9 protein-coding genes and 1 pseudogene are annotated in these 13,900 nt (G+C 44.7%); 7 read left to right on the top strand and 3 right to left on the bottom strand.

Going from position 1 to position 13,900, the window contains the following annotated elements:
- The first annotated feature begins 180 nt into the window (after nucleotides 1-180).
- The 7 genes and pseudogenes from OH458_RS11705 to OH458_RS11675 all read left to right on the top strand — a co-directional run.
- The gene (locus OH458_RS11705) at nucleotides 181-1,713 is read left to right on the top strand and encodes a hypothetical protein (RefSeq protein ID WP_269978474.1); all 1,533 of its coding nucleotides are present in this window, start codon (nucleotides 181-183) and stop codon (nucleotides 1,711-1,713) included.
- Nucleotides 1,710-5,492: an AAA domain-containing protein gene (locus OH458_RS11700; protein ID WP_269978473.1), complete on the top strand. Its 3,783-nt coding sequence runs from the start codon at nucleotides 1,710-1,712 to the stop codon at nucleotides 5,490-5,492. Before OH458_RS11705 ends, OH458_RS11700 begins: the two co-directional genes overlap by 4 nt.
- The gene (locus tag OH458_RS11695) at nucleotides 5,492-6,274 is read left to right on the top strand and encodes a DNA topoisomerase (RefSeq protein ID WP_269978472.1); all 783 of its coding nucleotides are present in this window, start codon (nucleotides 5,492-5,494) and stop codon (nucleotides 6,272-6,274) included. The genes OH458_RS11700 and OH458_RS11695 overlap by 1 nt, the downstream gene beginning before the upstream one ends.
- A gap of 125 nt (nucleotides 6,275-6,399) precedes the next feature.
- Entirely contained in the window at nucleotides 6,400-7,413 is a 1,014-nt protein-coding gene (locus OH458_RS11690; protein WP_269978471.1) for a DNA/RNA non-specific endonuclease, read from the top strand.
- Between the two features lie 6 nt (nucleotides 7,414-7,419).
- Nucleotides 7,420-7,716 (top strand): antitoxin YezG family protein, encoded by a 297-nt coding sequence (locus OH458_RS11685; RefSeq protein WP_258614611.1) that lies wholly within the window; start codon nucleotides 7,420-7,422, stop codon nucleotides 7,714-7,716.
- A 136-nt stretch (nucleotides 7,717-7,852) separates the two neighbouring features.
- Complete coding sequence (locus OH458_RS11680) at nucleotides 7,853-8,452, top strand: hypothetical protein (protein WP_269978470.1); 600 nt, start codon at nucleotides 7,853-7,855, stop codon at nucleotides 8,450-8,452.
- 128 nt (nucleotides 8,453-8,580) lie between these two features.
- Nucleotides 8,581-8,727, top strand: a pseudogene (locus tag OH458_RS11675) (IS256 family transposase); the annotation flags it as partial.
- A 24-nt stretch (nucleotides 8,728-8,751) separates the two neighbouring features.
- Here the strand turns inward: OH458_RS11675 and OH458_RS11670 are convergent.
- The 3 genes from OH458_RS11670 to OH458_RS11660 form a co-directional block, all read right to left on the bottom strand.
- The gene (locus OH458_RS11670; RefSeq protein WP_269978469.1) at nucleotides 8,752-10,002 is read right to left on the bottom strand and encodes a tyrosine-type recombinase/integrase; all 1,251 of its coding nucleotides are present in this window, start codon (nucleotides 10,000-10,002) and stop codon (nucleotides 8,752-8,754) included.
- A gap of 288 nt (nucleotides 10,003-10,290) precedes the next feature.
- A complete protein-coding gene (locus OH458_RS11665) occupies nucleotides 10,291-12,780 on the bottom strand; it encodes an EAL domain-containing protein (RefSeq protein ID WP_269978468.1) in 2,490 nt (829 codons plus the stop codon).
- The gene (locus OH458_RS11660; RefSeq protein WP_443088513.1) at nucleotides 12,777-13,895 is read right to left on the bottom strand and encodes a substrate-binding domain-containing protein; all 1,119 of its coding nucleotides are present in this window, start codon (nucleotides 13,893-13,895) and stop codon (nucleotides 12,777-12,779) included. The genes OH458_RS11665 and OH458_RS11660 overlap by 4 nt, the downstream gene beginning before the upstream one ends.
- Nucleotides 13,896-13,900 lie beyond the last annotated feature (5 nt).

Below are 13,900 nucleotides of genomic sequence, written 5' to 3'. Positions count from 1 at the left end.
AACCGATTCTACGCGCTCCCTATAGTGGGGCGAGAATACATAGCATTAGTCAAAGGGGAGCCTGAAGGTCCTCACTTTATTCAACAGCTCATTCCAGTAGAGTTTAGCGATTTCAAACAGCCGATCATGGTGAGAGTCTCGTATCGTGGTGACATATCACCTCAAATTTCTTGCTTAGATATGGATGGAAAAGAATTACTGACCATCGTTTCCGAGTCATATGAAAACTACCGAAAACTCTGTTACTGCGTTTCTCACAATTCGTTGGTAGGGATAAGCTTCTTAAGAGATGAAAAAGGATTCAAGCTTGAGGTGGTTGAGTCCAAAGCAAAGCCGACTCAGTTAACGGGTTACTTATACAACATCACAGTCAAGCCGACCAAAACAAACAGTAAAAAGGACATAAAATGGTACAGTGCTTGGTTTTGTAGTGACGATGGCCAGTGTCTATATACCGAGTTTCCCGGGTTTTTAATAGATGATTTTCTCGTAGTCAAGGAGTCTAGCGAGATTGACAATGTGACGCTCAATTTTGACCACGAAAACCACAGGTCCACGGTATGTTTAAAGCAAGCAAAGGAAAAGCTCGCTCAAACGCTAGAGGGACAAAAAGTAGGGCACTGTTTTTATTTTCTTAACAGTGACGGTGACAAGTACTACTTTACTTTTGAGACTTTAGGCGCGACTTTTCGGGCGGTCGCTTGGTCAAATGAGCTGCAGCGTTTAGGTATCGAGGGTGACAAATTAACTTATGGTGATCTTGTTGAAGGGATGCTCAAAATTACCTTAAAAAAAGAAAAAGGTCAGCTCTATCTTGGGATTATCTCTTCGACTTGTACCAATTACGAAGGATTAATTACCTATCAACGCAGCTTTACCCATAATAAGGTCAAGCATTTAGTATTTAAAACACAACCCTTTGATGGAAATCAGTTCATCATCAAGCAACCGGAGTTGTTTGCTCACAGTGTCATTGATTATATCGAGAAAGGGGCCCAGGAGAGAGTCAGTCTCTACGAGTTTAAGAAAAACAAAAAGTTCGCGCCAGAATGGAAAATAAAATCGAAGGATCCCATTTCGCTCGCCCTGAACCATCACCATCAAGGTCTGGTCGCGTTTGAGGGCAAAGCGGCGCATGATTGGTATGTCTATAGTCAAGAGAAAGATTCCCCTTTCGGTAAAGTTAACCGAGAACTCGATCACTACGCATTGCGAAACCATTTAGTCTGTCAAGTCATCTCACAGGGTGTCGCGCATATGATTTTTATACCAGCACCATTGCTGAAATTGCAGGGGATAACTCAAATAGAAGCTGGGACTCTTATTCGAGGTAAAGCAAGACTCGAACTTCTTGAATTGTTTACCGAGGGGCAGCAAGGGTGGCTCGCTGATACCTGTGAAGTCATCGATGACGTCGAGCAAGTAACAGGCCTTTCTCGACAAAGTAGCATCTCTATCGAAGAGCTTACCTTCTCCTGTGAGGAAGTCAGTCAAGCGTTTACGTATTATGATAAGAAAGCTAAAGCCTCCAAAATCGTCCGCGTTTATAACTTCATTTCATTAGATAAAAAGCGCGGCTTTCAATTTAAAGACTATAGTCATCAGTTATTAACGATATCAGAGCCTGAATGTTACGAATATGTTTGTAAGATCCAGGTAAATGGTCAATTCAACAATGTGAAAGAAATTCTTTCCGCTAAGTTTCGCCAATGAACGCTCTAAAATCTCTTTACGCCCTAACGTCACATAACAATATCGAAGTGTTAAAGAACGCTGAACGAACCCGGCTCATGCTTCCTGAATCAATCGAGGAATGGGACAATGACTTGAGTCAGAAACTCACTTCGAAAAAGTTGCCAACGCCAAATGGTTCCAGTTATTTGATTTTGGAGATGGTCAAGCGAGGTGAGAGTCGAGGCTACTTGTTGTTGGCCATTCCGGTCAAAATTGACATTCCAAACGATAAAAGCGGTTTCTTTCTCCACCCAAACCCTATCAAGCCGATTCAAATTAACCCAGAGTATCTGTTAGGTGAACACAATGAGAGTAAGCCTGAAGTGATCTTGGCTAGCTCGTCGAATGCTTTAGAAAATATAGCGGTCTATTATCAACTCGGGACATCAAAGTCTTGGCTAAAAGAGGCGAAGGAGCTTTTTTACCATACCTGCGAAGTAAGTAGCTTACTGGAATTGACCAAGTCAATCAGTGGGCAATTGAGCAATGTTGATTTAACGGTCCAGTTTAGCATTTCGTCGGTCCTTGATTCGGGAGGCTCCTTAACGCATATCTCGAATCTATACCGAGGTCTGCTCTCCGACAGGGCGGAGGATTGGCAGCATACTCCGCTGAAAAAGTTACTAACTACGCTCGAAGGCAACAGCTATTCGGAGACGGTATCAACCCAGTATCTTGAGGCTCAAACAGGTTGGTACAGTGGTCACATCGGCTCGAGTGCCATCATGGGGCATATGGACACAAGAACGGGGGACAGTGATCCGGAAAAAGCGCGTGAGCTTTTTCCATTAGATAATACACAACGTCACGCCTCTATAATGGCCCGGCATCTCGGTGCTTTTGACGAACAACACCCTGAGTTGGGTCAGGTCTTGGCGGTAAGTGGTCCACCTGGTAGTGGCAAGACATCCATGTTAAAAGCGGTCATTGCTCAAGAAAGTGTCATCGCAGCCCTAGAGGGAAGGCCGTGTCCGATCATCGTTGCTGCAGGTGCAACGAACCAATCAGTGAAAAATGTCGTCTCCGCCTTTCCTGACGTATTGCATGATGACGATGACGATTTCATTTTGTACCAACGCTGGTTGCCCAAGATCAACAACTACGGCAGCTTTTTAGCCTCCAGCGATGCGTTAAAAAAATTCACTGAAGAAGAAAGAGCCAAAACGCCGGTGATTGAAGCTTTTGGTAAAGAGAAGCCTTTTGTCTTTGGTTGGACGAGTGTGTGTGAGGAGCTTAATCATCTCAAATCCTTGCCAGATCATGAAGCGTACTATTTGACCAAATTACAGCTTCATTGCCAAAGGTTGGGGCTCCCACACATTGACCATATAGAACAAGCGAAACGTTATCTGCATAAGTACTTAACGGATCAAAGTGCAGAGATGCTTGCCGTGGCGAAGCATTGCGTGGCTCAAATCAGAGCCGGACATGTTGAGCCTAGTGCTTTGTTCCCAATCTCTGATACTCATTATTGCCTACCTTATTTTGTCACGGCTAGGGAAGAGTTTTCGGCTTGGCTACAAATGGACAGAACCAGTCGAGGTTATCTGGATATTGTCGAGCGCTTAAATCGAGAACGCATTAAAGATGAAGCCATTCCAGAAGCGAAATTTGGCGAGAAATTACACGACGTAACGGTAGATATCTACATTGAACACCTTCTTGATACCTCGTATCGACCGTTATTGTTTCACATTGCGGCAAGGTATTGGGAAGCGGAATACCTTTTATCACTGAGAAACTCAGTTCTGTTTGCTCAAACAGAAGAAAACATCATTGAAGGGTTAAGACGCATTTGTATGGTCACACCTGTTGTCATCTCAACCCTTCATATGCTGCCTAAGCTACTGCAGGTCAAAAGCTATACCCCAGGATCCATACAGCGCTCTTTTGTCTACGGTGGGATAGACTTGCTGATCACCGATGAGTCGGGGCAGGCTGATATTCGCTTAGGTCTCCCTTCCATGTCGCTGTGTCGAAAATTGATCAGTGTTGGAGACATCAGTCAATTAGAGCCAGTAATTGATAACAAGAAAGATATCTCAGCCTATGATGACTACAGTGCTTGGTTAAAGGAAGGGTACAGCGCTAAGCAGATTACACGCTTGATAGAGCTTGGTTTCACACCGACCTCTGGGAGTTTATTGCACTTGGTCACGCACGCCTCAACGTACTCCTACCAAGGTGCAGGCTTTATGTTGAGGGGGCATTATCGTTGTTTTCAAAAAATCATCGATTACTGCAATCAAATGGTTTACGACAACAAACTGTTCTATCTGCCAAACAATGACAAAGAAGTCGATCCAGAAGATCTACCTGCTATGGCCTACGTGGAAACGCCTGGGTCTTCGGAAGCTGGGAAAGGCAAGAAATCCAAAGTCAATTATGCGGAAGCCAACCTTATCGCTGAAATGGTGGTTCTGCGTTATCGAAGTTGGCAAGAGCGATTGAAAAAGGGAGATGCTCTGCCTGCGCTCGCGTCCATGCTAGCGATTGTAACCCCTTTCAATAAACAGCCCGAAGTGATTCGCGATGCACTGTATAAAACCAATGAGGCACATGGTCACTTGATCCCAAAGAGTGAAATCGAAGACACGACGATTGATACTATCCATAAGTTACAGGGTGCGGAAAAAGACATCGTGATATTTTCTGGTGTACAGACACACAGTGATAGCGCACGACTGTTCTTTGAGAAACAGCCCTTTTTACTCAATGTTGCAGTCTCAAGAGCGAAGAAGTCGTTTATTGCCGTAATTTGCCCTAAGTTGTATCACTTAAACCAAGTTTCATTCGACCCGCAAACGTCCCAAGGTTCACGCAACTCTGTCCACTTTCTAGGGCATTACCTTAACCAACATGGTAAACGTCTGTTCCCCAAACACCTATTTATCGTTGAGGCGAAAGGCAAGGTAAGTGTATTGACGCGGATGCTCGGACAAGAATATGTCGTCTACCCAACCAATGGCGCTGTCACCAAATCGGGGTTGCAGGAGGACAGTGTAGAGACTGCACGGCGACAACTGTTGCCCGACTATGGTTTAAACAGCAATGGCACTCAGGCTTTGGACGCAATCCTCACCGAAGGCCAGAAAGTGAAGAGTATTTTACTCGCAACAGATAATGACAACGTTGGCGAGACCATTGCTTGGCACTTATTCCAACACACGAAAAAAATAGCCCCTGAACTCGCGCGCAAAATGATCCGTGTGCCACTTAATGCTATAACAAAAGAACATGTTAGTGGGGCCAAGGATAACCCACGAGACTTTGATTTACACATGGTTTCTGCAGAAATAAGTCGTGACATTATTGATAAGTGGGTTGCTCAGCGAATGTATGCCGTCATCCAACAGCATGCGCCTTTGAAGAACAAAAAATCGATTGGGATGGGCCGTGTTAAAGCCGCGGTTCTCGACTTATTGGTCAAAAAGAAGATGGAAGTGGAGCGAGTACGCTCGACGTCAATTAACGTGACCCTAAGCGTGAATGAGAGGAAGATACAAGGGCGACTGAGCAACATGTCACCTGATGATGTGATCAAATTTAAGAAACAATTAGAGGACAAGAAGATTACTTCGATGGCTAGTGATCCCGAACGGTATAGTTTTAATAAACTTGAAAGCAAACTCACTTCTTACTCCCCACCCAATCGATCGACAGCGGGGCTGTTACGATATGCTTACCTCAACTATAAATTTTCCCCGAGTTTGACCATGACGTTACTTCAGCGCTTGTATATTGGAGATAATGTTTGATGAACAGTGCACATGATGACATTAGTGTCTTGAGCTCTGACGTGTTGGATGAAATCAGCGACCCAAATATGAGGGCGTTGTTTGAGCTGATTTTGCACATGGAAGAAGCCGAAAAGATGGGAAATGCGGAAACCATCAAGCAAACCTTAGAGTTCACTTTCAATAGTGAAAATGGTCATGCTCCAATTGTATTTGAAGTCGAGTCAGTGACTCAATCAGGATGGTGGGAAGGGGAACTGTTCCAAGACAATCGGATCAAACCTAAGCTAGAACCGTCATTGACGAAACATGACTTAGACGCCATCGAACGGGGGGACTTTGTGATCACCTTAGAAGGCGAGGAAATAGCGCTTCCTGCGCTTCGTTTGGATGAGTTAATTGAGCAGATGGAATTGTATGGGATCGCACGTCCTTCTACGATTGAACACATTCTAAGCACGTTAATGGAAGACTCATCCTTGATAGATATCAATACCAATGTCGATGAGGTGTCCGTGACCCAAACCGGTCAAATCGTTAACGAGACTCTCAGGGCGCATCTGGGCAATATCGGAACCTTCGAGTGGAATGGGTCACTTTCAAGCACCTTGCAGGATGTAGAAACAGGGTATCTATCCGCAGATATCCCTATCCTTATGGTTTACGAAGATCTGTTCGGATATGAAGAAAGAACCAAGGTCAACGAGATGACATGGACGGATCCCAATACGCTTTATTCGCAAGATAAGCGTCCAGAGCGTGTAGGTGGTCTAGTGACTAAACTGTATAAGACCGTTGAATAGCCATGGGTTATATTACCTACCCCCGTAGTACAGGAGAACGTTTACACAAACAACGTTTGCAAGAGATCTCGAGACTCATTCGAGCGCTCTCGAGCAAGGTGAGCCTGAATGATCTCAACAGTATTATGACATTGTTACATTTGATCGGTTGGCATCGTCTACCGCCGTATTTGAAAAGACTCCTTCTCGAGCACTTACATCAAGAACTCTACGTGAAGTTAGAGCCCGATGTGACATCGAACCCGGATGAAATGCAACAGTATCGGGAGCATATCCAAACACTCAACGCGACCATGGTGTCCATTGGTCTTTCTCTTAGCCCTGATGTCGAACGACCAATCCATGAAAGGCTCAATGCTACTGGGCTGTTTGACTTTCGAGTTGCGACCCAACAGTTGGGCACAAGCAGCCCACCAGTATTGATAGACTCGAGTGGCATGACATTGAGTTTGGCTGATGATAACCATCCTGTCTCTGATCAATCAGGCCAGGCGATAATGCAAGCGATTCATTCACATCCAAGTGAAGCTCTCGTCTTGCAGAAAAGCTTTATGGCAGGTACGCACTCTACGATAAAAATCAATAGCCAAAGTCAGATTAAGCAAGAGGTGACGCCAACGAGTGCAAAAGATTCGGGTAATGTAGTTACACTCGCGCCAGGTAAAAAAGGCAGTTGGAATAAACAGCTCAACACGAAACTTAAATCAAACCAAAGCTACAAAGTCGGCGATCATACGTATAAGACAGACGCTAATGGTCGAGTTAATCGAGTCAGTGGTAAACTGCAGCTTAAAACAAGAGATAGAAACACCTATCAACAATCGAAATCTAGTAAAACAGGCGGCATCAAAGACGGTCTTCCCCGTGATGATGGCGGTCATTTGGTCGCATCCACCTTTTCTGGCGCGGGAGAGCAGATTAATTATCTCCCGATGGACTCCAACCTCAACCGCAGCGCCTGGTTAAAAATGGAGAATGAATGGCGAAGTGCTTTAAAAGCCGCCCCTCCTAAAGACGTAAAAGTCGATATCTTGCCCCTTTATGGTAGAGACAGTAATCGACCTGATGCCTTCGCAGTCAGGTATTGGACAAATGGCAAAAGCAAAGTAAAATTCTTTTATAATCGACCAGGGAAATGAACATAAATGACCGTAGATGATCTCTACCTTACTATCGCTCAAGACATCGTTGATGCGATAGATGATCAATGGAGCAGTGCCATTGTTGTATTTTATCGAGAAGAAGACGCGGGTGAATTTGAGTGCGTGTACAAAAAAGATGACTCAGGTAGTGAGCATGACTTTGTTGTTAGCTATGATGCCTATCAAGCTTTTGAAGAACTTCATCAAATCACTACCGAGCATGGGCATAATACTTGGAATAGAGCCATATTCACTCTCCAGCCAACCGGTGATTTTAGCATTGATTTTGATTCGGTTTAGAAAGTGACTCGACAAGTTGAGTTCAACGTTGACATGCATTTCCCTCAAGACTTCCAATTAAGAAGGTACACTCAGGATCGTAAGTATGAGTCAAGAAATAGATTTTAGTTATTGGCCTTTCACTCGAGATTTGTGTGTGGAAAAACTCAAACTTACCCAAATGGAAACCCCTTCCTTAAGTTACAATTTAGAGTGGATAGAGCTGAGTATCGAAACTTTTGCTGTGGAATACAGCAAAAGCCCTTCCTTACCTGATAATGCGCGCCTACTGGAATCAATAGCGGCCTCTTTCGATCGCATGTCAAATAGAGACTTGGCAAATGGAATTGAGGATAACCCTCAATGCCAAAAAGCTATTGCTGACGTGATTAAGGCGACGCTTTGCCTACCCCTTTCACCAGATAACCTTGAGCGTATCAACCGGCTGTATTCATTAATGCCTAGGGTTCCATCTTTAGCGCTATTGGATGCTTACATTATGTACCAAGTTACTTTTGGCTACACAAACTTATTGGATGATTGGGACCAAAACTTCGAACGCTACAGCAAAACATACGGGTGGAATACGCTCAGTCGATTACAGATCGATTATGGGATCGCGCTGGTGAAAAAATCGGTCCCCATTAATGAAAGCTTAAAGCAACAACTGGTAGAGCAGATAAAAATTAGCAGTGGAAATTCGGCGATGCCTATTACCGCTCAAAGTAGGCTGAATTGGTTGAAATTTCTCAACTAACATGTGCTAGCTTATGACCTGATCTGACAGTTACCCACTTTTCGATGCCTGTCAGATTATATCTGGGCTAGATTCTTCTAGACGTACCTCGCGACTGTGACTCCACCTTTGAGCCTCAGCTCGTTCATAAGCTGTTCCCAACGGATGAATCTGCGAGAAAAGTGGTCTATCTAGCGATTCAGGCTGCCTCCAAGAAATGGACGATGCCAATTAGAAACTGGCGGCAAGAGCTGAACCGCTTTATGTTCGAAGACCGATTAGCTGAATACTTGTAACCAATGGCAGTTACACAGAATTATTTACAGGGTCGTGTCCGATATTGGCTGTGAGTTCAAGTGCTTTTCACTCGCAGTTCTAATATATTCACTCCACCAGCGCATAATGTCTTTCCTCTGCTCAAAGAAGTTTGAACGGTTGTAACTGGCCCGAGTTTCATTCTGATCTGCGTGAGATAGACATGCTTCGATGTGCAATGTATCGAAGCCTTGTTCATGTAAGGCAGTAGAAGCAATCGCTCGTAGCCCATGCGCAACAAGTTCACCTTTGAAGCCGAGGCTACGTTTGAGTGCCGCGTTAGCCGTAAAGATGCTTACATGGCTGTTCGGGTTTCGTTCTCCGGGGAAGACAAACTCTTTTCCTTCACTTTGAGGACGCATTTTAGATAGAATCTCAATAGCTTCGTCAGTCAGTGGCACTTTGTGCTCTTTTCCGCGCTTCATTTCAGCCGCTGGAATCGTCCAGCTCTTATTTTGTAGATCAATATCCTTCCAGCGTGTTCTGGCCGCTTCCTTGGGTCTTGCTATCGTGTGAAGCTGCCATAACAACAGACACTTTGTCTTATCTTGAATCTTTTCGTTTTTTTCTAATCTTGATAGAAACTTGCCGAGCATTTCTGGTCGGATTGTGGCCATATGTTCAACTTTGTGTTTTTCAAAAGCGTTGATCATTTTAGTGAGAGGGTTGGCTTGTAGCACGTCGCTCGCTACAGCAAATTCCATGATTTGATTGAGGCTCTGGCAGATTCTTTTAATTGTCGAAAGTTTCCCGTCTTTTTCTAAGGGACGTAGCAGTGCTATTGCATCACGGCGGGTGATTTCACCCACAGGGTAGGGGCCCAGATCTTTGAGTATGTATTTTTCCAATGTTCGCCATACTCGCTCAGCGTGAAACTCACTGATGGTTTTTCTTTTTCGCTCAAACCATTCTGTTGTAATAGCCTCGAATATGTCGCTGTGCTTCCTTTGTTCTTCTTTTCGTTTTTCTTCTTTAGCTCGTTTGGGATCGATACCTTCTGCGAGTTGTTTTCTAAATTTTGCAGCTTCCAGCTTGGCAGCTGCAAGCCTTAAAGATGGATAAGTTCCCATCGGTATCTTGGTGATCTTTCTTGTTACAGGGTGACGATACTTAAATTGCCACGCTTTAGTCCCGGTTCCTTTTTCGGAGCGTTTTGGGCGAATACGTAACTGTAGCCCTTCTTCAACAGTAAAGGTGTACTCCTTATCTTTTACATCCAGTTTTTTTAGTGTTGCATCTGTTATTCGCTTGGCCACTTACAACTCCCGTATCAAGAAAGAGGCATGAGGCCATTGTATCGCAAATTGGTTTTGTGGGGTACCAGGTGGGGTACCAAAATCATGAATTGCAGTGAGATGTTGTGGGACGGTATGAGATTTGGTAGTAATCTAACTTGTTGATTAGTATCGGTTTGTTGTATTTTCTGGAATTGCGTGAAACCTTAATGCAGTATACCCGGAAACCATTGAATGGACATGGGTGTAACCTTGGTATTCTTAATTTCGCTCAATTGTAAGGGTTATAGTGCTAGAGTAAAGCGCAACTTAACCCCCAATGCGTTTGTGCCTCTCGCTCGGAGGCGTCGATTCAGACTCAAGAAATGCCAACCATTTGTCCACGGCAAGGGGTTTAGAGAAATAGAACCCTTGTGCCAGATCGCAACCAATACCTCTTAGCGTGTTTGCATGTTCATGTGTTTCGACACCTTCAGCCACCACAGCCAAATCTAACACTTGTGCGAGTTTCATGACCGCGCAGGTGATCTCGAGATCGACATTCGAATGGCTAATGTCCTTGATAAAACTTCGATCCAGTTTGAGGCAGTCGGCGGACAAGTTTTTTAGAACAGACAGTGATGAGTACCCAGTACCAAAGTCATCGATGGCTATCTTGAATCCCTTTTGGTGGAGTTTATTTATCGTGTCGGCGCAGGTATCCACATCTCGCATCATGTCGCGCTCGGTAATTTCCAGCATAAAGTCGCTTGCTGAGCCGCCTGTTTCGTCGAGAATTGCCTGAAGCTGATCCGCAAGGTCTGACATGTAAAACATCCTGGCTGAGAAATTGATGGAAACGAGCATTTCAGGTAAAGGGATATGATGCGTTTTCCAGTTGGCAAGCAAACTTGCCACTTTGCGAAACACCCATTTATCGATCTCAATAATAAGGTCTGATTTTTCGGCGACTTCAAGAAAGCTTGCCGGGGGCAAAAGGCCAAGCGATGGATGTTGCCAGCGGACCAAGGCTTCGGCACCAACGGTTGCACCGGTATCGAGATTGACCTTCGGTTGAAAGTGCACGACCAGTTCATCATTTTTAATCGCGCGATGTAACCCGATATTGGTATCGATGAGGTCATTCACTTCTAGGGTCATTTCATCGGTGTAAACGCGGAATTGGTCTCGACCGTTTCGTTTCGCGCAGTACATGGCGGTATCCGCGTTTCTAACCAGTGTTTCACCATTGTGACCATGTGTTGGATACTCACAGATACCAATACTTGCAGAGACAAATATGGTTCGCTCCTCGATGTGATAAGGCATACGCAACGCAAGATTAAGTTTGTGAGCAATGGTTTTGCCTTGATTCAGGTCGGCGTTGTCGATAACGATCATAAATTCATCGCCACCCATACGTGCGACAAAGCCGTGACCCTCTATTTGCTCCCTGAGAATATCGGCGATCTTCACCAACAAATTGTCGCCGGCAGCATGACCTAAGGAATCATTTACGGTTTTAAACTCATCGATATCGAGGTAGAGCAAAAGGAACTTCTGCCCGTTTTGCTCAGAATCTTCAATTTGTTCAGCCAGTTTTTTGGTCGCGAGTAGACGATTGGCCAAATGGGTAAGTGGATCATGATGCGCGAGAAAGTCGAAGTTCTTTTTTTCTTCGTTGAGATCGCTATAGGCTTCGGCAAGACGCGACGCCATGTTGTTATAGGCGTTTTCTATGTGGCTCCATTCATCACTGCGTCCAAGGTCAATCGGGTTATCTTCGCCTTCGGTAACAAAGTGGTCAAAGCCTTTTTTCAAATCTTCGAGCGGTTTTCTGATGTGGCGATTCACAACGAGGTTAACCAGTAAAACCGAGAAAAGAAACGCCGAGATACTGATGACAATAGCATTGAAACGAGAGTCTTCCATTTCCTGTTCTAGTTGATTGGTTAACGCTAGGGCTTGATTTTGCACTCTTGACTCGGTGCGCTCGACGGCTTGCAGCAACTCAGTTTGTGCTTTAATCAAGGCTTCCATTACCACCCAACGTTGCTCCAGGTTGGCTTTGATTCGTCGCAACGCCGAATTATAGCGTTTAACTGTTTTGGAGATTGCCGCTTTTTCCTCGATGACAGTGGGGCTGTCAGAGTCAACATTTTCAAGGTGGAGTAAGAAAATATCGAGCTCTTTCTCGACTTCAATAATGAGGACTTTTTCGGTCTCCGGTGTTATTCGACTATGAATATCACTGATCATTTTGCCAACGGTCAGGAAGGATTCTCTGAGCATATTGACCAGATCAAGTCTGTTGTTATAGCGCTTAAAATCAGCCGAACCCATGCTTTGGAGCTTGCTGCTCGCAATTGCCAATTCAAGCGAATCCAATTGCTGGGCGAGCTTAGTGTCGATTTTATCTGTCTGCTTTAAGATACGATTAAGGGCAAGAGAACTGCCTAAAAACCGATGGAAGTTGTCGATAAAGGCATCAATGCTTAATGAAAACTCCTGATTAGTCGATAGGTCTCGAAGTCGTTGCAGCTGAAAATCAATGTTAAACGCCTCTTCAGACAGAGTCGTTTCACTGAAGAGAAAGGTTTGTTCTAACAGTTTTACCCGAGAGGTGAGCTCGAATACGTGACGACTGATCTCGGAGTTAACAATCAACTGTGACACGTGAGTAGAGGTTTCCTTTTTGAGTGTTGACTCAACAAAGTAGAGGGAGCGAATCACCACAAAAACCGCAATGCTCACCACTAACAAAGAGAGCATGCTAGAGATGATCAGTCGTTGGGTGATGCTGATATGTTTAAACATCATTCAGGCTTCCAAATCTTCAAGTAGGCCTCTCGGTAACCATTGTCAGGGTCATATACGCCTCTTCCACGTGCGCTAATCAGAGCGGAGACGTTGTCTGGAGTAACAAGGTGGACGGGGGCGGAATAACCACTTGGCGGCAAATTACTGAACGCTCGATTGAGCTCGTCGATGATCTGCCACCCTTGGAGATAAAGCGGTTCAGGTACGGTTGCCAACTGAAATTTATCGTTGTCTATGCGCTTGTAAGCGGCTTTGCTGCCATCTCCCGCAGAAATATTGCTAGGAACGTTTGGGTATTTTTGCTGGTACGACTCCAATGAAGGAATCGCATAATCTATATAAAGATCGTTAATCGCTAATATGTGGGTGATGCGTTGCCCATATTGGCTCCACAGCGAGTCCATAGTACTGGGCATTTGTTCGGCGATTTTATCGAGATGAAGAGGTTTGACTTCAAGTAGTTCACAGCGTTTGCAACGTGTGATGGTCTCTGCCATCGCGTCTGATTTGAGAGTAGCGATTTTGTAGTTAGGATCAGTGAAAATAAGTGCATTCGCTTTGCCACCGGAATCGACAATCGCTAATAGTGCAGCAATCTCAGCGACATCGTAAGGGTCAGTCGTTATGTTTGTGTACAAGCCATTTTCAGCACTGATACCCGCGGCTTCAGTTGCGTGCCATCCAATGATGACGATACCTTTGCTCTGAGCGAGTAAAAGAACATCTTTGTGCCTGCTTGCATCAATCCCACCAAGGACAATCGCATCTGGCTCGAATCCAATTGCTTTGCGAATCGCTGCACCTTGGCGAACCTCCGACCCTAATCCATCAATAAATCTTAAATGCCAATCGAGGTGAGAGTTAGCTTCAGACATGCCTCTAGCGACACCATAAACGCCACCATTACGCAAATCTGAGGCGACGAATATGACATTTTTATCGTAAACCGCTCTTGGTCCCTCTATTGGACCGTCCCAAATAGCGCTGTCCGAAATGGCTTTCTCTACTTGGGTTCGTGCGTACGTAAGAAACGAGTCTTTTTCGATCGAGTCAAACTCTTGAGCGAAGACAACCACGGGTAGACACATTAGCAAGCGCAATAAATAGTTAATCATCAAAA

The sequence above is a fragment of the Vibrio sp. MarTm2 genome, from assembly GCF_027587055.1.
GTDB lineage: Bacteria > Pseudomonadota > Gammaproteobacteria > Enterobacterales > Vibrionaceae > Vibrio > Vibrio sinaloensis_D.
The sequence above is the reverse complement of the archived record's forward strand: the minus strand, read 5'-3'. Positions and strand labels throughout refer to the sequence as shown.